Source organism: Bacillus hominis (assembly GCF_030348325.1).
Classification (GTDB): Bacteria; Bacillota; Bacilli; order Bacillales; family Bacillaceae_G; genus Bacillus_A; species Bacillus_A hominis.
The window spans coordinates 4499673-4516919 of the sequence record NZ_JAUCFS010000005.1 but is presented as its reverse complement, the minus strand read 5'-3'; the positions used below and the strand labels follow the sequence as shown (position 1 = coordinate 4516919).

The window sequence follows — 17247 nt, the reverse complement described above, 5'->3', positions numbered from 1 at the left end:
TAACTTAGTGTATTAAATGCATCATTCAAAAGTATTTTAATATATTTAAAAGTAAAATGAAATAAAAAACGGATAATTGTCGGAATATATTCGATTTCCGTTCATTTTTGTGAAATATATGTCTTTTTTGTTAGATTCCTTATTTTTATTTCTATACAATAAAATTATATAGAAATAAGAGAAGGATGATGTACGTGAAGGACACAGTTTTACAAGAAACAATTTCTCCACAAGAATTACATAAAGTTATTCAAAAGAATACAGCTTATTATGACTTTAAATGGGGCAAAGTAAAAAATCCAGGAAAAGAGAATACATGGAATTGGGTAGCCTTTTTCTTCCCATCTTTTTGGTTAGCTCATCGTAAAATGTATAAGTTATTTATTATACTTACATTATTGGCGGTACCTAGTATAGTTGTAACTCCTTTTATAGATATTCCAGATGGGATTTATTTAACATTTAGTTTAGTTCTTCAATTAGGAATGATGATATTTACTGGATGGCAAGGAAACCGTTTATATTATAAGCACGCTGTTCGTGTTTTACATAAGGCAGAAGATATGCCTGATCATGAGAAGGCGTATTACTTACAATCAAAGGGTGGCGCTAGTGTTGCTGGTATGATTGGTTTACAAGTTATAGTGGGGATAGTATTTGGTGGAGCTATGTTCGGACTCTCCCTTTTACCAACTGAACCAAATATTAAAAATGTTGTTCGTTCAAGTGATGAAGGATTTACTTTAGAGGTTATGACTGATAATCCAACTTGGAAGTTTGTGAAGAAAGAAAAAGATTATGACGTAGTAGAGTTTACTGGTTATGATTATACTGAGAAGAAAAACGTGAAAATTAAATTTGCTGTTTATTTCAGTGAAGAATATTTCGAATGGCAAGAAGTATATGAAAATAATAAGAAGTTAAGTGAAGAAGAATTAGAAGAGTATCAATTTTACATTGAAGAAAATAGTTGGGGGTTCTAGTGAGAACTCGTTAATTTTGAAAAGAAGAATCTTGTGAAGGTTCTTCTTTTTTTATTGGGAACACCATACGAATTGAAATTTTGTAAAATACAATAAAAAATGAGAATTTGAGGTAGGCTTGTCAATAACGTGAGACTATGGCAGTATAAAGAAATGCTATACAAATTTTATTTATCGAGATGTAAAAATTACATTTAATTTTTACGTATAAATAATGAACGGAGGAAATGAATTTATGGCTACTTTACCAAATTGTCCAAAATGTAATTCAGAATATACGTACGAGGATGGTGTTCTTTTCGTATGTCCAGAATGTGCACATGAGTGGGGCCAAGAAGCGGAAGCTGAAAATAATGATGGTACAAAAGTTGTAAAAGATGTGAACGGAAACGTTCTTCAAGATGGCGATGCTGTTACTGTAATTAAAGATTTAAAAGTAAAAGGAACGTCTTCAGTTGTGAAGATTGGTACGAAAGTAAAGAGCATCCGTCTAGTTGATGGAGATCACGATATTGATTGCAAAATCGATGGTTTCGGAGCTATGAAGTTAAAATCACAGTTCGTTAAGAAGGCGTAAGTAAAAAAGGGAGGCGAATAGCCTCCCTTTTTATTTTTTGGAATTTTTTTTCGGTAAGTCGATATAATTTCGTTTACCGTGAACGGTGTACCAGTTACTATAGTTCACTCCTAAAGTTATGAACTCACTTTAACCTCTTTCAACTGACACCGCTTATTAAAGAATGTTTTATATCCAAGCTGTAAGAAGATAATGACAGCGAAAGCAGTACTCCCTGAAATACCGAGTATGATGGCGATTTGATATTGGATCGCTGTAAATGGTGATACGCCGGATAATATTTGACCAGTCATCATGCCGGGGAGGCTTATAATTCCCATTCCGACCATGGAATTGATTGTTGGTAAAATAGCAGAATCGAAAGCATCTCGAATGAGAGGAGCAGTTGCTTCTTTCGGTGTTGCGCCGAGCATAAGTGTACCTTCGATATGATCTCTTTGTGATTTCATACTGTTTAAAAAGGTATTTGCCCCGAGACAAATACCGGTCATAGCATTACCGATTAACATGCCGGCAATAGGAACGATATATTGCGGAGCATACCAAGGGTCATGACCGATAATGACAAAGATAAATAGTAGTAGCGGTCCGATTGATCCAGCAACCATAGAAAGAGCGGCTACTCGTTTTAGTTCTTTTGACATCGGAATATTAACTCGTTTATAAATGTTAAAAATTGCAAATGTAGTAATAGAAGTAATGAGAGCTATTGTATAAAACGGATTACTATTTTCAAATACGTATGTAAGGACATATGCAACAAGTACGAGCTGAATGGTCATACGGAATGTTGCGATCGTAATTTGTTTCTCGCGCGGTATTCCTTTTAACCTCACAAGCCCAATTAAAATAAGAATGAAAATATATGCAGCGGCAAGTTGCCAAATTTGGAGTTCAATAACGCCCTTCAACTGAGAGCACTTCCTTTCTAGTTACACCGTTTGCTTTACTAATTTCAATAATATCGTCTGCGATTTCTTCTGGAAGTTGTTGCGAGTGCGTGATGAAGATGACTGTTTTTTTCTTTTCTTTTGCTATTGCAGTGAATTGTTTCATAACGCGACGTTCTGTATCACTATCTAATGCCGAAGTTGGCTCATCTAATAAATAGACTGGCGGATCCATGAGTATGATGCGAGCAAAAGAAAGCCTTTGTTTTTCACCGCCTGATAAAGAGGAGGCATTATCTTCTAATTGTTTGTCTAAGTTAACAGTTTGTAATGCGTTCCGTAGGGTACTATCATTTGGGAAATTCTTTTCGGAAAGGCGAAGTCCCATTAATAGATTGTCTTTAACTGTGCCGTCAAAAATAGGTGGAGTTTGCCCGAGCATAACTACGTCACGGCGTAATTGAATAGGGGGATAGTCGAAAATTGGTTTTCCGTTATATTCGATTGTACCGGATGTTGGAGATTGTAAATCATTTAGCATACGAAGTAATGTACTCTTTCCGCTCCCGCTTTCACCAATAATACAAGTGATTTTTTCTTTTTGAATCTGTAAATAAGGAATGTGAAGTATATCTTTATATGTAACGTCTTTTAATATAAACATAAATTGCTCCTTTCTGATTCTAGTTATCCCGCTATTCACCGGGCAGTAAGACCCCCACCTTAAAATTCAGCGAAAGCAAAGAAGTTAGGTGGGGGTCGGGCTGCCCGTAAAAGCCCGATTGGTTCAACTAATAATCAGTGGGGGATGAACAAAACCCCCACTGATTAAAGTTTCACTTTATATCGTATCAAAAAAGAGAGAAAAATAGAAAAATAAGGTTATAAAGAGCAACGTTTTTTCTTCGTTTTGAGCTCTATTAATAAGTTAAGTAAACGATCTAATTCTTGACTGAACGAAATCACTTTATCATGAGTGAATCCATACTTCTCAACGAGATAGATCAATTCTTTCTTCTTCGCTTCTATTCGATCGTTTAGTTTCGCTAAGTTCATAAGTGAAATGTAATGTCTCCTATAAAAGTATTTATCACATAAAAAATAGGACCGAATGAATTCGGTCCTAAAGGAAATAATAAAAACAACTTACAAATAGCATACACTTTTCATCAATAGTTTTTAATATAAAAATAGAAAATTTTACGAATCAATATTGAGAAAAACATTTCTGATAATTTCTTTTTATAGAAAAATATTTTTTCAACTGATGAAAAGAGGCTGCCTACATAGTAGACAGCCTTTAAAGTATTAACCGTTATGATATTTGTACATCCAAAGAAGACCGGATTTTAATAATCTTGGTACACGCCCCATTAATGGTTGGTTTGCTAGTAAACCAAATCCGTGTTTTTTGCCGAGAGAACCGAGAACACCTTTTAATTTAATAACAGGTAGTTCATCAGGAAGAGGCTCATTGTTCCAACGTTTTAATAATATTTGGACAATTTGTTCTCCTTGACCTTCAGCAAGCTGTGCCGATGGTGCGTGTGGAAGTGCTGCACAATCTCCGACCACATAAACATGCTCATTATTCGGAATATTGTGATATTTCGTTAAAACAACCCTTCCGCTACCATCTTGTTCAACTGGAAGGTTTCGAACAACTTCACTTGCTTGAATACCAGCTGTCCAGACGATTGCATCGCATTCAAGTGGTTCATCGTGGTTGTACACAATATTTGGCTCCACTTTTGTAATGTTAGAGTTTCGTATAATAGTAACTTTATGCTTTACAAACCATTCTTCTACGTATCTACTTAATTTCTCTGGATATGGGAATAAAATTCTATCTTTTCGATCAAATAAATAGATTTTTAAATCAGAACGGCTCTCACGAAGTTCACTTGCTACTTCAACGCCACTTAAGCCAGCTCCAACGACAGCTACTGTTGCATTTGGTTCTAGGCTATTTAATTGTTCATATGTCTTACGTGTTTGTTCAATCGATTGTAGGCTATGTGTATATTCCTTCGCCCCAGGAACGTTATGATATTTATCTTCACAGCCAAGTCCGATAATTAAATCATCATATTGGATTGTTTCACCGCCATCGAGATGAACGGCTTTTGTTTCAAGATCAATATTTGTGATTGTGCCGTATTGAATATTAAGACGTGGGTGCTCTGGAAACGGTATACGAATATGTGTTTCTGAAATTGTACCCGCCACTAATGCATAATATTCAGTTTTGAAGCAATGATATGGTACTTTGTCGATTAATGTCACTTGTACATCATCTGGAAGTTGGTTGCTCGGAAGTAGCCGCTGCAGAATTCTCATTCCACCGTAGCCGCCACCCAGTATTACGAGGTGTTTCATGATGGATTACCCCTTTTCTGTTGAAATATCCCCTAATCATAAAAATTTATATTAATAAAATATTTTGACTTTACTCAATCAAATTATATCGAATTTGTGAACAAATAACAATGCATGAATGAATACTCTGTTGTACAATAAGAAGAAAAGTAAAGTAAACTGTTTTCATTTTTAAGTTACTATTTCATTATGAGTAGCATGTTATATAAAAAGAGAATCTACTGTGAAGTAACTAAATAGTTTAGAATGTGTAACGAAAACAACAAGAAACAGCTTAGTTTTCTTCTTATAGATAAAGTGAAACTTTAATCAGTGGGGGTTTTGTCCATCCGCCACTGATTATTAGCCTTCACCAATCGGGCATTAACGGGTAGTTATCTCCCACCTAACTTCCTTGCATTCGCCGAATTTTGAGGTGGGAGTCTTACTGCCCGCAAATAGCGGGATAAAGTCAGAAGGTAATTTGTTTTGTAGTACAGGGGGGAGAATTTTGATTAAACCATTAATTGAATTTTGTGTAGGTAACCTTGCAAGTGGTTCACAAGCAGCTTTAGAGAAGTTAGAAAAAGATCCTAATTTAGACGTAATGGAATATGGTTGTTTAGGATATTGTGGTATTTGTTTTGAAGGACCATTTGCACTTGTAAATGGTGAAGTTGTACAAGGTGCGACAGTAGAAGAACTTGTAAATAATGTATATGATTATTTGGATGAAAATCCAATGTTTTAAGGTGTTGCGAATGAGCAGCGCCTTTTTCGTTTTATTTTAGATAAAACGTTATTTCGGAGGGGAGGTTAAGACTATAGATAAATAAAAAAAGGCCCTTTTTAGAAGGGCTTTTTTCCTACACCATTTGTGTAAGAATGGCTTATCGCCAAAACGTTGTCAAATATGAGAAACGGGGGACATTCATATTGTGTTCTAAAAGCATGCATTCTATACTTGAAATAACAAATTATTTTTGGAGTGAATAAAAATGAGCCAATTTTCTTTTACAAAAATGCATGGTCTTGGCAATAGTTATATATATGTAAATATGTTTGAAGAACAAATTCGAGAAGAAGATTTAGCTCTTGTAGCGGAAAAGGTTTCAAACATTAATACTGGTATTGGTGCAGATGGAATGATTTTAATTTGTCCTTCTGACGTAGCACCAGTGAAAATGCGTATGTTTAATAACGATGGTTCAGAAGGAAAGAGCTGTGGAAATGGTTTACGCTGCGTAGCGAAATATGCGTATGAGCATAAACTAGTAGAAGATACAGTTTTCACAATTGAAACGTTAGCTGGTATTGTTACGGCAGAAGTAACGGTAGAAGATGACAAAGTTACATTAGCGAAAATTGACATGGGAGCACCTCGTTTAACACGCGAAGAAATACCGATGCTTGGTGAAGGAGAAACACCATTTATTCGTGAAAACTTCTTATACAATAATCACCGTTATGCATTTACAGCTGTTTCAATGGGGAACCCGCATGCGGTTATTTTTGTTAATGATGTAGAGCAAGCACCTCTTACAACACTTGGCCCAGTCCTTGAGACACATGAAATGTTCCCAGAACGAGTAAATGTTGAATTCATCGAGATTTTAAATGATGAAGAGATGAACTTCCGTGTTTGGGAACGTGGATCTGGTGTAACACAAGCTTGCGGGACAGGAGCATGTGCTGCAGTTGTAGCTGCCATTTTAAACGGAAAGATGGAACGTGGTAAAGAAATTACAGTTCATTTAGCTGGCGGCGATTTAATGATTGCATGGACAGAAGAAGGAAACGTGTTAATGAAAGGACCAGCAGAAGTAATTTGCCGCGGAGTGTATGAGTACAAGATAGAAGCGTAAAGATGTATAATAGAATGAGAATAGAAAGGAAGGTGTATTTCATGATTGAAGTAACAGAACAAGCAGCTTTTCAAATTAAAGATATGTTAAAAGATGCTGAAGATGGAGAGAAGTATGTGCGCCTTGCTGTACACGGCGGCGGATGTAGCGGTCTTTCTTACGGCTTAGGATTTGAAGTAGAACCAAAAGAAGACGACACAGTTCTTGAGTTTTTCGGTGTTGAATTTGTTATCGATAAAGAAAGTGCTCCAATTGTTAAAGGAGTAAAAGTTGATTATAAACAATCAATGCTTGGCGGCGGATTCACAATCGATAATCCAAACGCAATTGCATCATGCGGATGTGGATCATCTTTCCGTACAGCATCGAATGCTGGTAAGCCGGAAGAGTGCTAATTTTTTTCATTCCGTTATTCTAAGCGGAAATTGAATGGGTAGGTTGCATATAAAGACCTTCTTAGCGATGAAATCAAATCGTTAGGAAGGTCTTTTCTTTTGCCGTTAAAAAAGAAAAAGAGCATGACAAAGATAGCGTATATATGCAAGAAGAAGGATGAAGGTGAAGGCCATATCAAATTGTATAGAACTGACTAGTTCCATATTAATTAAAATACGCTGATCGGATATACAGGTTATGGGGGCGAAGGGTCATTACGTGTAATCTTCGAACCAAATGGAACTGTTACGAAGGTAGTTGAAGACGGCTTACCACGGTAACAAGTTAATCACGGCAACTAGGACGATACTCTCCCGAACTTTGGTATGGACGTAGATTAAGTGAATAGGATATAAAGATTTTTGTAATATAGACCTTTTTCCTAAATGAATCTTATGATTTGTTTCTGAAAAGGGTCTTTTCTTTTTAATTGACATGATGTATACAAAGGGGGATTTGAAATGAGAGAAGATAAGTTTATGAAAGAAGGTCGTCACCGTGGTGAGCGTCATAGGGGGAGAGATGGATCACATCATCGCGGGCCGAAAACATTTCGACGCGGGAGAGCGATTGCCTTTTTAGAAATGATGAATTTGAAGCGAGCGACGATTAAGCAACAGTTAAGTGAGCCAGAATTCCAGTCCATTCAGCAAATTTTAATCGGGGAATTAAAGGCAATTGATTTGGTTATTAATGAATTTACACAACTATTTGAAATACATGAGAGTGAAACAGAAGACGCGCCTATGTTAGAAGAAAAGGCAAATCTAGAGCAAGGGACTGCATCTAATGAAACAAATTAATCGTTATATCGATTCAGTATTTTGTGGTCAAGATGCTCTTTTGGATGAAGTGATTGCTTCCATAAAAGAAAACGAAATGCCTCCGATATCGGTATCGCCTTCTTCGGGTAAGCTTTTAACGATGATAGTTTCTATTTCTGGAGCGAAAGATATTTTAGAAATAGGTGCATTAGGTGGGTATAGTGGAATTTGTCTTGCGAAAGGTTTTGGAGAAGAGGGTACGTTAACTTCTCTTGAACTAGAGGAGCAATATGCAAAGGTAGCACATAGTAATTTACATAAAGCGGGGTTTGGAAAACAAGTGTCGTATATGACTGGTGCTGCTCTACAAAGTCTTGAAAAATTAGCCGCAGGTAATAAGCGATTTGATTTCTTTTTTATCGATGCTGATAAAGAGAATTATGAAAATTATTTAACGTACTGCATCCGACTTGCTAAGCCAAAGGCGGTAATTGTTACAGATAATGTTTTAGCTGGTGGTAGCGTGGTAGATGAAAATGCGAAGCAAAAACGTTATACAGAAGTTATGAAGAAGTTTAATGAAGTGGTAGCTAATCATCCGAGGTTAGAATCTCTACTTATTCCAATTGGTGACGGGATGACAATTTCTAGAGTTAAGTAATAATTATTATCTTACAAAAGTGTAATGTTCATGTCATGTTTTTGAATTTCTTCTTTAAGCTCTGGGCTTTAAGATAAGAATATAAGAAAAAACACATGAGGTGAAGGAAATGAAAAGATACATTGCACTATTTAGTATTTTAGTTGTATTTGCAAGTTTGTTAGTTGGTTGTGATTTAAACCGTATGGGTAAAGATGAGTACTACGTTCAAATTAAAACTGATGGAATTGAGAAGAATGAAAAAGCTGATGGCGGTCAGCCATTCAAATCATTCGAGTATAAATTACCTGCATTTGATAAAGAAGGTAAAGAAAAAGAGTTAGAATTTACAGCTGTGAAAAATCTTCGTAAAGAAGCATTCTTACGCTTATACCATTCAGATAAAAAAGGTGTAACAGCTTGGGAAGAAGTGAAAAAAGACGAACTTCCAGCGAAAGTGAAAGAAAAATTAGGTGCAAAATAAGAAAGAAAAAAGGAATTGACGAACAGGGTCAATTCCTTTTTATATTCTTAAAATCCTCTTCTGAAATGACTTTAAATCCGTGTCTTTTAAATAAAGCAGTTGTCACTCCGTAACCAATTTGCTTATTGCCGTTAAATTCACCAGTGTAAATCGTAGAACTACCACAAGATGGACTACGTTCTTTTAAAATAATATATTCTGGGTGTAAATCTTTTATTTGTTCTAATGCTTTATAAGCGCCATGCACGAAAGCTTCTGTGACATCTTCACCGTCCTTTGTCATCACTTTCGCTTTTCCGTCCAAAACGTCATCGCCATTCCCACCAATAATTTCAGCTGAAGGACGAGGCGTTGGTAATCCTCCTAATACTTCAGGACAAACGAGAATGGTATCTTCTCTTTGTAATAACTCCTCTATTTTTGAAACAAGATTATCGTTGCCGTCATAACGACAAGCGATACCACCTAAACAAGCGCTAATTACGATCATATTTTCATCTCCAATAAAAAAATATTAATTATCACGCCAATTTCTCTTCCTACTTCTTACCTATAAATGAGGTGATAAAAAATGGGAAGCTTATATAAATTAATGAAACCATATAGCGAATTTCGAAGTAAAGAAGAGTTTAATACATACCAAAAACAAGTTTTGAAGTGCTACCGATTTCAACTGAATAAAACTGATTCTATCATTATTCATTTTTTAGGAAAGTATGCGGTGAATGAGAAACAAAAAACAGTGGGGGTTGCTTGTCCGTTAATGGAGACAATTGCTACAAATGTTGGAAAGAGTATTCGTACAGTACGCCGCTCGATTGCAAAGTTAGAGGAACTAGGAATTATAAAGCGTGTTGCGACAAAAGAAAGACATAAGCGCGGGGGATATAGTGCAAACTTATATGTATTTCTTAAATCTGCAATTGACCGCATGGATGACCGTATGAAAATGTCCGCATGTGAAAGTGGTGATTGTGCAGATGGCTGTAGTGGAAACGAGCAAAAAAATGAGCGGGAAACAATTCTTTCTAAAAACATTCCACAAATAAAAGAGAAAAGAAAAGTAACGTACGAGCTTGATGAAACGTATTGTCGTCACGATATACCGAAGCCTTTTATATATGCACTGGTGCCGATGACGAGTAATCCGAAAAAGATTAATATATTTTGGAGTAAGGTGGAACTTGCTTATAAAAAGAGCGGATTACTAGAGCAAGGTGTTTTATTAGAGCAAATATTAGCTGACGAAGAAGTGTATGGAAATTTAATTTGGCGCGTGAAAAGTGTTGTGAGAGCGTATAAATATGGGGAAATTCGTAAAGATGTTAGGGCACTTTTGTATAGTACAGTCCGAGATTTATTTTTAGAGGTTGGATTAGAATGGGGAGCAGCTTTGAGAAGGAGTAAGGGGATACCGTTATTTGATCCGTTTAAAAAGGAGCCATGCGTATAATACATGACCCCAAGTAGTTAATCAAACTTTCTTACAACTGGAACACGAATCGCTACAAATAATACGAAGACGATAACGGCGATTGCACCGCTTTTCATAATCATTACAATTGGAATGCCTGCCCAAAGTGCAATCGATGTAAATGCATAAGAGAGCGGAATGAATCCCATCGATGAAAGCATGAGTAAACTCATAACGCGTCCCATCATTTCTTCTTTTACTGTTGATTGAATCATTGCCATAAGTGGAACGATCGCCATCGCGATTGTAATACCGTAAAACATTCCAGCTAATAATGCTTGCCAAAGTACAGTGCTAAAGTTGATGGATAGGAAAAATACACCAGAAAGTAGCATCATGATAATACAAAATAGACCACGTCTGCGGTTAATGTTTTTTAATCCGACAATGACAGCTCCTATCGCCATCCCGCCGCCAACAGCCGCTTCTAAGTAACTAAACTGCAGTGAGTCACCGTGCAGAACGTTTTTTACGAAGAGCGGGAAGCCAACTTGCATCGGACCGATTAAAAATAAATTTAGAAAGGCGCTACATAAAAGGAAAGTTGAAAGAAACGGTGATTCTTTTACATATGAAATTCCCTCTTTAATAGAAGTAAACATGCCTTTATCTGTTTCATTTTTTTCGGGTACTGTAAATTGTATTTTTTGAACGAGTATTGCAGCGATAATGAGTAGCAGGATTGTAATTGAAAAAATTGTTTCATAGTTCGTAAATTTAATGAGAATACCGCCAAGTACAGGTCCTAAAATGACAGATGCTTGGTTTGTCATTTGAGTAAGTGAATTTGCTTGTGTTAAACGGCTTTTTTCTACAAGTTCAGGCAGAATAGATCCATCTGCTGACCAGAAGAAAGCGTCAGCAAGTCCGAAGAACAAAGCGAACAAAGCAAATGTATATAGTGTTACATCACCGACGATAAACCAAGTGAGAATTGTAGCGACAAGAATAGCGCGAATAATATTTGAGTAAAACATAATGTTTTTTTTCGGGAATTTATCAGCTAATGCTCCGCCAATAATCATAAAAATGAGCCTTGGAACACTAAGAGCCACGAAAACAATACCGAGTGAAGCCTCAAGGTTTAATGTTTTTGCTATGTACCATGTTTGTGAAAAAGTAAAAAAGGCTAAAGCAAAACTTGAAAAGAGAGTAGCTGCCCAAAGAAAAAGGAAGTTTGTATTTTTTAATAACGGTTTTCCGCTTCCTTCTAAAGCGGATTTATTTTGTTGTAGTTCCTCCATATTGCTTCCTTTCTATGTACCAAATTTAAACTAAAAAACCTATTAACAATCGTTTTATCCCGCTATTTGCGGGCAGTAAAACTCCCACCTCAAAGTTCGGCTGGGGCAAAGAAGTTAGGTGGGAGCCCTGCTGCCCGTAAACGCCCGATTGGTGAGGGCTGATACTCAGTGGGGGATGAACAAAACCCCCACTGAGTATAGTTTCACTTTATACAGTTTCTAATATTTCTATACTGCACTTTCTCATTGTAGACAATAATGTTGGATTTGCACAGTGGCTATTTAACGACAAAAAAAGATGCCGAAGGGCATCTTTTTTAAGCTAACGCGATATAAATATCCAATTGTACGTTATTTGGATCTAATGCATTTTCGTCATAAAGCTCAAAGTCTGTTGTAAAAGCACGCTTGTTTTCTTTCGACCATTGCCAAATATATTCCCAAGCCTCGCACACGACTTCAGACACAGGGCCTTTTCTCGTTGTAAATACTGCATACGTTGCGGCAGGTATTGTTATAGCTGTCATATTTTCAGGAACATCTTCCAACGAAGAAACGGGTATGCCAATAGTAAATTGATATGTACCGGTTTCATCCGATTCGTAGTTTGAATAGAAGGCGAATGTTTCTTTTGTTTGTTGATTTGGAATTTGATGCATGATTTGTTCTTGGAAGTAGCGATTCCAAAGCTTTGGAATTTCTCCTTCAGTAGATGCCTCTTTTTCGTTTGTCGTCGTAATAGAGAAGCCGATTGCTTGGAAAGCTTCTTTTTTGACGATAATAGGTTCTTTCATTAATAAAACCTCCCTTTATAAAATGAAACATATGTTCTGTTTTTATTGTAACATATTTTGGGAGGAAGTAGTGTTTTTTATCAAATTGGAATGTATTTTAGTTAGGAAAAGGAGAGAGTATGAAAAGAACTCCTTTCATGTAGAAGGAGTTCTTTTCATTTCTATATTAAAACATACTTGAGCTATGCATTGGTTGAAGTTTTGCGTTTGGATCGAAGTAAGCTTTTGCATTATTTACTGCTGTCGGTGCTTCACCAAAGCCGCAAGCAATGAGTTTTACTTTTCCTTCATATGTACAAATGTCACCGGCAGCGTAAATGCCAGGAATATTTGTTTCCATTTTTGAATTCACGAGGATGCTGTTCTTTTGAATGTCTAAGCCCCAGTTTTTAATTGGACCAAGAGAAGAAACGAAGCCGTAGTTTACGATTACGTCATCAACATCGATGATAACTTTTTCTTCTGTTTTTACGTGCTGAAGAACAACTTGTTCAATCGTGTCATCACCGATGAGTTCAACTGGAACGTAAGGTGTGCTTACTTCTGCACGGGAATTCATTAAGCTTTCTACGCTATGTTCATGCGCACGGAATTTATCACGGCGATGAACGATTGTAACCTTGTCAGCAATCGGTTCTAACATCATTGTCCAGTCTACCGCTGAGTCGCCGCCACCAAATACTATGACGCGCTTGCCGGCAAATTTATTCATATCATCAACGAAATAATGTAAGTTTTTCTTTTCGTATTTTGCTGTACCTTCTAATTCTAAGCGGCGTGGTTGGAAAGCACCATTGCCAGCAGTGATGATGACTGATTTAGAATAGTGAGTTTGTTTATTCGTAACAAGTTTAAATATACCGTCAGCTTGTTTTTCAAGCGTATCAACAGCTTCTTCTAAGCAAACGGTTGGATCAAATTTCTTCATTTGCTCTTTTAAGTTATCAACTAACTCTTGTGCACGCACTTTCGGGAATCCAGCTACATCATAAATGTATTTTTCAGGGTAGAGTGCGGATAATTGTCCTCCAAGCTGAGGTAAGCTTTCAATGATTTTTACACTTGCTTGTCTCATGCCGCCATAAAATGCTGTGAACAGTCCTGTTGGACCACCACCAATAATCGTTATGTCGTAAACTTTTTGATTTTCTGCCACTTTCATTCCCCCTATAGATGGAATTTTAATATTGATTTCATATATTGTTCATATGTACACGAAAATCCTGCAAATGATGACACTTTCAAATAAATGATAGCATATTTGAGTTCATAATACTTCTGAAACCGACTGAATTGTGTGTAAGTTTTTGCATAGATGCTTTTTAAATTATATAAAATATAGAGAAAGGAAAATACATGAAAAAAAGGCTGAAAAACCCTTGAAAACGCTATGTTATTTTAAAATATTGATAATTCTCCAGGTGCTTGAATTCTGGTATGAAACCGACTAATATAGGGAAGTATTATGTTAAATTTCTATGACAAAATTCGTACGATTTTTTGACTGTGTTTTGTTATGATATAGAATGTGATAAATTCCACATTCTTGACAAATAGAGTTTTTAGTACTTGGTATTATTTTATTACTATTATATAAAGAAAAGGGTTGTGATTTGGTGAAGACTCCAAAAATCGTAGTTTTAGGTGCAGGTTATGGCGGGATGATTACGACTGTTCGTCTGCAAAAAGCATTATCTGTAAATGAAGCTGAAATTACGTTAGTAAACAACAACAGCTATCACTACCAAGCAACTTGGTTACACGAGAGCGCAGCTGGTACACTACAAGATGAAAAAATCTGTCTAGATATTCAAGACGTTATCGATACAAATAAAGTGAACTTTGTACAAGATACAGTAGTAGAAATTAAAGCTTCTGAAAAACGTATTCTCTTACAGAATGGCGAATTAGAGTATGATTACTTAGTAATCGGTCTTGGTTTCGAGTCAGAAACGTTCGGCATTACAGGATTAAAAGAGCACGCATTCTCAATTGCTAACATTAATGCGACTCGTCAAATTCGTGAGCACATGGAAGCTAAATTCGCTCAATATGCAACTGAACAACGCGATGAGCTAGTAACAATCGTTGTTGGTGGTGCTGGATTTACTGGTATTGAGTATGTAGGTGAGCTTGCAAACCGTGTTCCTGAACTTTGCAAAGAGTACAATGTACCACGCGAAAAAGCACGTATCATCTGTGTAGAAGCTGCTCCAACAGCACTTCCTGGTTTTGATCCAGCATTAGTAGAATACGCTGTAAAACAACTTGAGAAAAAAGGCGTAGAATTCCGCATCGGTACAGCAATTAAAGAAGCAACTGAAGAAGGTATTATCGTTGCAAATGGTGACGATACTGAATTACTTAAGTCTGAAACAGTAGTTTGGGCTGCAGGTGTTCGTGGTAACGGTATTGTAGAAGAGTCTGGATTTGAAGCAATGCGCGGCCGCGTTAAAGTTGATGAGTACATGCACGCTCCAGGTTACGAAGATGTATTCATGGTTGGTGACGCAGCATTAATCATTAACGAAGAAATTAATCGTCCATACCCACCAACAGCACAGATTGCAATTCAAGAAGGTTATAACATTGCACACAATTTAACTGTATTAGTTCGTGGCAAAGGCGAAATGAAAAAATTCGCATTCGACAATAAAGGATCTGTATGTTCATTAGGTCATGACGATGCAATGGGCGTTGTTATGGGTAAAAAGTTAACAGGTTGGAAAGCTTCCTTCATGAAGAAAGTCATCGATAACCGTTACTTATTCTTACTAGGTGGACCTTTATTAGTTCTTAAAAAAGGTAAATTGAAGTTATTTTAATATATAGTAGAAAAAGCAGAAACGGCTATGAGCTGTTTCTGCTTTTTTTTCGTATAATATACGTTTTCCATATAGGAATAGAAAGATGAGAAAAAGCGTGAAACCGATGGGGGCAACGCTTTTTTGAAACATTGTTGAATTAGGAAATGGATGAATGCATTGTTTTATTTTCTTCATATTACATGTCCCCTCTCGTTATATTTTTTTATTAACGATATATCAAAAATATGGACTTTATCATCTGGCATTCGAAAGGAAAGGTAACAGCGTATTTAAAAATATAGTATAATATATAGAAAAGAAAGAATATTCCGTCTGTTGAAGTGGAGGAGGAAGACATCATGGGAGAGAGAGGGAAAGTATGGTTAGCCGTTAGTGGTTTAGTAGCTACAAAAGATGGCAGGTGGCTATTCGTTAAGAAGAAATACAGTGGATTAAAGGGGAAATGGTCTTTACCGGCTGGTTTTGTAAATGAAGGTGAGACTGTGGATGAAGCTGTGAAGCGTGAAGTGTTAGAAGAGACAGGTATTGTCGCTCACGTGCAGGGGATTATTGGTGTTCGATCGGGCGTTATTCGTCATGAGATTAGTGATAATATGATTATTTTCCTTTTGGAGCCAGAAGGAGAAGACATTATTGTGCAAGAGAAGGAATTGTCTGAAGTAGCGTTCTTGCACCCAGAGAGTATTGCGGACGATCCAAATACGTCGGTGCTTATTCAATATTTGTTAGAAGGAAGATCAGAACTGCATCTTGAAATGGACAAAACATTAAATCCAGGAGAGCAATTTGGTTATACGGCTTATCACGTATTTACGGCACATGTGAAGGAGAGGGAGAAAGAGTGAGTATACCGGTACTACTTATTTCAATGATGTTATTTTTTATTTTGTTTTTTGGAATTGGATTTTTACTAAACATGATTTTGCGAGCTACGTGGGTAATGGTTATTGTGTATCCGATTATTTGTATGCTTATTATTAATAAAGCGAGTGTATGGGACTATTTTTCAAAACCAAAAGAAACATTTTCTTCATTTGGGACAAGTGTATCGCATTTAGGACAAGCAGATGTATTTATTCTATCTACTGGATTAGTAGGTGCTGCTTTAGCAGGAATCATAATTAAGAAACTTCGAAAAAGTGGATATCAAATGTTTTAATCTCCAATCAATTTGGAGATTATTTTTTTGCATATTCCTTCATCGTATAGGGAATGATTAACGATGAAGGAGTGTGGAATATAAAAATGTTAAAACGATATTGTATTCGCATTATGATGACTTGTTTACTTGCATTCGCATTATGCGTAACATGGAAGGCTTTCACAGGAGTTTCTTTATTAGAGATTATAAAATCATATGAAGAAACAAGTGCAAAAGAAGTACATGCAGCAGAAATTGAGAAAAAAGTTGCTCCGAGTAAAGAAGTGATAAATGCTTTAGAGCAGGCAAATGACTGGTCTAAATATCGTGTTATAGAAATGACTGCAACTGGTTATACATCAGGTATAGAGTCAACTGGAAAGAGACCGGGGCATCCAGAGTATGGCATTACATATTCAGGTGTTAAAGCAAAAAGGGATTTATATTCCACAATCGCAGCTGATTTACGCGTATTTCCGCTGGGGACAATTCTATTCGTGCCAGGTTACGGATATGGTGTTGTAGCTGATAAGGGCGGTGCTATAAAAGGAAATCGTCTCGATTTATATTATGATACGGTGAAAGATGTTTATAGCCAATGGGGTAAGAAAAAAGTAAATGTGTATGTAGTGAAAATAGGAAATGGTAAGTTTTCGGAAGAAGAGTTAACGATGTTAAATCAAGACGAAACGATGCAAGTGTTTCGTGGACAATATTTAAAACAAAGATAGTCTAGTGGTAATCACGCTAGGCTTTTTTCTTGTCTTATT

22 protein-coding genes are annotated in these 17247 nt (G+C 36.4%); 13 read left to right on the top strand and 9 right to left on the bottom strand.

Translation table 11 applies throughout. The annotated features are described in order from the left end of the window. The first annotated feature begins 188 nt into the window (after positions 1-188). The gene (locus tag QUF93_RS26135; protein ID WP_289360662.1) at positions 189-983 is read left to right on the top strand and encodes a DUF2628 domain-containing protein; all 795 of its coding nucleotides are present in this window, start codon (positions 189-191) and stop codon (positions 981-983) included. A 235-nt stretch (positions 984-1218) separates the two neighbouring features. Further along, a complete protein-coding gene (gene phnA / locus QUF93_RS26130) occupies positions 1219-1560 on the top strand; it encodes an alkylphosphonate utilization operon protein PhnA (protein WP_289360661.1) in 342 nt (113 codons plus the stop codon). A gap of 116 nt (positions 1561-1676) precedes the next feature. On the opposite strand, the gene QUF93_RS26125 is transcribed toward phnA, so the two are convergent. The 4 genes from QUF93_RS26125 to QUF93_RS26110 all read right to left on the bottom strand — a co-directional run bounded on the left by QUF93_RS26125 (position 1677) and on the right by QUF93_RS26110 (position 4829). After that, a complete protein-coding gene (locus QUF93_RS26125) occupies positions 1677-2471 on the bottom strand; it encodes an ABC transporter permease (RefSeq protein ID WP_289360660.1) in 795 nt (264 codons plus the stop codon). Then, on the bottom strand, positions 2455-3114 hold the full coding sequence (locus QUF93_RS26120) for an ABC transporter ATP-binding protein (RefSeq protein WP_289360659.1): 660 nt from the start codon (positions 3112-3114) through the stop codon (positions 2455-2457). Before QUF93_RS26120 ends, QUF93_RS26125 begins: the two co-directional genes overlap by 17 nt. A gap of 218 nt (positions 3115-3332) precedes the next feature. Next, complete coding sequence (locus QUF93_RS26115; RefSeq protein ID WP_289360658.1) at positions 3333-3506, bottom strand: aspartyl-phosphate phosphatase Spo0E family protein; 174 nt, start codon at positions 3504-3506, stop codon at positions 3333-3335. Between the two features lie 252 nt (positions 3507-3758). Next, positions 3759-4829, bottom strand: coding sequence for an NAD(P)/FAD-dependent oxidoreductase (locus QUF93_RS26110; RefSeq protein ID WP_088060369.1), 1071 nt, complete (start codon positions 4827-4829; stop codon positions 3759-3761). Positions 4830-5319: 490 nt separating this feature from the next. Here QUF93_RS26110 and QUF93_RS26105 point away from each other — a divergent pair, with 490 nt between their 5' ends. The 6 genes from QUF93_RS26105 (at position 5320) to QUF93_RS26080 (ending at position 8996) form a co-directional block, all read left to right on the top strand. Continuing rightward, positions 5320-5559: a YuzB family protein gene (locus QUF93_RS26105; protein ID WP_000595025.1), complete on the top strand. Its 240-nt coding sequence runs from the start codon at positions 5320-5322 to the stop codon at positions 5557-5559. Positions 5560-5806: 247 nt separating this feature from the next. Next, positions 5807-6673, top strand: a complete 867-nt coding sequence (gene dapF / locus QUF93_RS26100) for a diaminopimelate epimerase (RefSeq protein ID WP_289360657.1) — start codon at positions 5807-5809, stop codon at positions 6671-6673. 41 nt (positions 6674-6714) lie between these two features. Continuing rightward, positions 6715-7068, top strand: a complete 354-nt coding sequence (locus QUF93_RS26095; protein WP_000573823.1) for a HesB/IscA family protein — start codon at positions 6715-6717, stop codon at positions 7066-7068. 501 nt (positions 7069-7569) lie between these two features. Then, positions 7570-7911 (top strand): hypothetical protein, encoded by a 342-nt coding sequence (locus tag QUF93_RS26090; protein WP_289360656.1) that lies wholly within the window; start codon positions 7570-7572, stop codon positions 7909-7911. Then, positions 7898-8533 (top strand): O-methyltransferase, encoded by a 636-nt coding sequence (locus tag QUF93_RS26085; RefSeq protein WP_289375868.1) that lies wholly within the window; start codon positions 7898-7900, stop codon positions 8531-8533. Before QUF93_RS26090 ends, QUF93_RS26085 begins: the two co-directional genes overlap by 14 nt. Before the next feature lie 109 nt (positions 8534-8642). Then, positions 8643-8996, top strand: coding sequence for a YxeA family protein (locus QUF93_RS26080; RefSeq protein ID WP_289360654.1), 354 nt, complete (start codon positions 8643-8645; stop codon positions 8994-8996). Between the two features lie 28 nt (positions 8997-9024). Here QUF93_RS26080 and QUF93_RS26075 read toward each other — a convergent pair whose 3' ends face one another. After that, positions 9025-9486: a 2-thiouracil desulfurase family protein gene (locus tag QUF93_RS26075; protein ID WP_289360653.1), complete on the bottom strand. Its 462-nt coding sequence runs from the start codon at positions 9484-9486 to the stop codon at positions 9025-9027. 81 nt (positions 9487-9567) lie between these two features. On the opposite strand from QUF93_RS26075, the gene QUF93_RS26070 reads away from it, so the two are divergent. Further along, positions 9568-10449: a helix-turn-helix domain-containing protein gene (locus QUF93_RS26070; RefSeq protein WP_289360652.1), complete on the top strand. Its 882-nt coding sequence runs from the start codon at positions 9568-9570 to the stop codon at positions 10447-10449. A gap of 17 nt (positions 10450-10466) precedes the next feature. Here QUF93_RS26070 and QUF93_RS26065 read toward each other — a convergent pair whose 3' ends face one another. From QUF93_RS26065 to QUF93_RS26055, 3 genes are all read right to left on the bottom strand, one after another. After that, a complete protein-coding gene (locus QUF93_RS26065) occupies positions 10467-11714 on the bottom strand; it encodes an MFS transporter (RefSeq protein ID WP_289360651.1) in 1248 nt (415 codons plus the stop codon). A gap of 317 nt (positions 11715-12031) precedes the next feature. Further along, on the bottom strand, positions 12032-12508 hold the full coding sequence (locus tag QUF93_RS26060) for a GyrI-like domain-containing protein (RefSeq protein ID WP_289360650.1): 477 nt from the start codon (positions 12506-12508) through the stop codon (positions 12032-12034). A gap of 166 nt (positions 12509-12674) precedes the next feature. After that, positions 12675-13664 carry an NAD(P)/FAD-dependent oxidoreductase gene (locus QUF93_RS26055; protein ID WP_002124387.1) on the bottom strand — a complete coding sequence of 330 codons (990 nt, stop codon included), beginning with the start codon at positions 13662-13664 and terminating at the stop codon, positions 12675-12677. A 460-nt stretch (positions 13665-14124) separates the two neighbouring features. Between QUF93_RS26055 and QUF93_RS26050 the strand changes: the two genes are divergently transcribed. Further along, positions 14125-15333: an NAD(P)/FAD-dependent oxidoreductase gene (locus QUF93_RS26050; protein ID WP_289360649.1), complete on the top strand. Its 1209-nt coding sequence runs from the start codon at positions 14125-14127 to the stop codon at positions 15331-15333. Here the strand turns inward: QUF93_RS26050 and QUF93_RS26045 are convergent. After that, positions 15325-15510, bottom strand: a complete 186-nt coding sequence (locus QUF93_RS26045) for a hypothetical protein (RefSeq protein ID WP_289375866.1) — start codon at positions 15508-15510, stop codon at positions 15325-15327. The genes QUF93_RS26050 and QUF93_RS26045 overlap by 9 nt on opposite strands. A 164-nt stretch (positions 15511-15674) precedes the next feature. On the opposite strand from QUF93_RS26045, the gene QUF93_RS26040 reads away from it, so the two are divergent. From QUF93_RS26040 to QUF93_RS26030, 3 genes are all read left to right on the top strand, one after another. Next, positions 15675-16181, top strand: a complete 507-nt coding sequence (locus tag QUF93_RS26040; protein WP_289360648.1) for an NUDIX hydrolase — start codon at positions 15675-15677, stop codon at positions 16179-16181. Continuing rightward, the gene (locus QUF93_RS26035) at positions 16178-16495 is read left to right on the top strand and encodes a YuiB family protein (RefSeq protein WP_193647003.1); all 318 of its coding nucleotides are present in this window, start codon (positions 16178-16180) and stop codon (positions 16493-16495) included. The genes QUF93_RS26040 and QUF93_RS26035 overlap by 4 nt, the downstream gene beginning before the upstream one ends. An 86-nt stretch (positions 16496-16581) precedes the next feature. Then, positions 16582-17208: a 3D domain-containing protein gene (locus QUF93_RS26030; protein WP_002124394.1), complete on the top strand. Its 627-nt coding sequence runs from the start codon at positions 16582-16584 to the stop codon at positions 17206-17208. The last annotated feature ends 39 nt before the right edge of the window (positions 17209-17247 follow it).

Coding starts and splice junctions, on each gene's coding strand:
- QUF93_RS26135 (WP_289360662.1), top strand. CDS start 189: ATGTACGTGAAGGACACAGTTTTACAAGAAACAATTTCTCCACAAGAA.
- phnA (WP_289360661.1), top strand. CDS start 1,219: ATGGCTACTTTACCAAATTGTCCAAAATGTAATTCAGAATATACGTAC.
- QUF93_RS26120 (WP_289360659.1), bottom strand. CDS start 3,114: ATGTTTATATTAAAAGACGTTACATATAAAGATATACTTCACATTCCT.
- QUF93_RS26115 (WP_289360658.1), bottom strand. CDS start 3,506: ATGAACTTAGCGAAACTAAACGATCGAATAGAAGCGAAGAAGAAAGAA.
- QUF93_RS26110 (WP_088060369.1), bottom strand. CDS start 4,829: ATGAAACACCTCGTAATACTGGGTGGCGGCTACGGTGGAATGAGAATT.
- dapF (WP_289360657.1), top strand. CDS start 5,807: ATGAGCCAATTTTCTTTTACAAAAATGCATGGTCTTGGCAATAGTTAT.
- QUF93_RS26095 (WP_000573823.1), top strand. CDS start 6,715: ATGATTGAAGTAACAGAACAAGCAGCTTTTCAAATTAAAGATATGTTA.
- QUF93_RS26090 (WP_289360656.1), top strand. CDS start 7,570: ATGAGAGAAGATAAGTTTATGAAAGAAGGTCGTCACCGTGGTGAGCGT.
- QUF93_RS26085 (WP_289375868.1), top strand. CDS start 7,898: ATGAAACAAATTAATCGTTATATCGATTCAGTATTTTGTGGTCAAGAT.
- QUF93_RS26080 (WP_289360654.1), top strand. CDS start 8,643: ATGAAAAGATACATTGCACTATTTAGTATTTTAGTTGTATTTGCAAGT.
- QUF93_RS26075 (WP_289360653.1), bottom strand. CDS start 9,486: ATGATCGTAATTAGCGCTTGTTTAGGTGGTATCGCTTGTCGTTATGAC.
- QUF93_RS26070 (WP_289360652.1), top strand. CDS start 9,568: ATGGGAAGCTTATATAAATTAATGAAACCATATAGCGAATTTCGAAGT.
- QUF93_RS26065 (WP_289360651.1), bottom strand. CDS start 11,714: ATGGAGGAACTACAACAAAATAAATCCGCTTTAGAAGGAAGCGGAAAA.
- QUF93_RS26060 (WP_289360650.1), bottom strand. CDS start 12,508: ATGAAAGAACCTATTATCGTCAAAAAAGAAGCTTTCCAAGCAATCGGC.
- QUF93_RS26045 (WP_289375866.1), bottom strand. CDS start 15,510: ATGAAGAAAATAAAACAATGCATTCATCCATTTCCTAATTCAACAATG.
- QUF93_RS26040 (WP_289360648.1), top strand. CDS start 15,675: ATGGGAGAGAGAGGGAAAGTATGGTTAGCCGTTAGTGGTTTAGTAGCT.
- QUF93_RS26030 (WP_002124394.1), top strand. CDS start 16,582: ATGTTAAAACGATATTGTATTCGCATTATGATGACTTGTTTACTTGCA.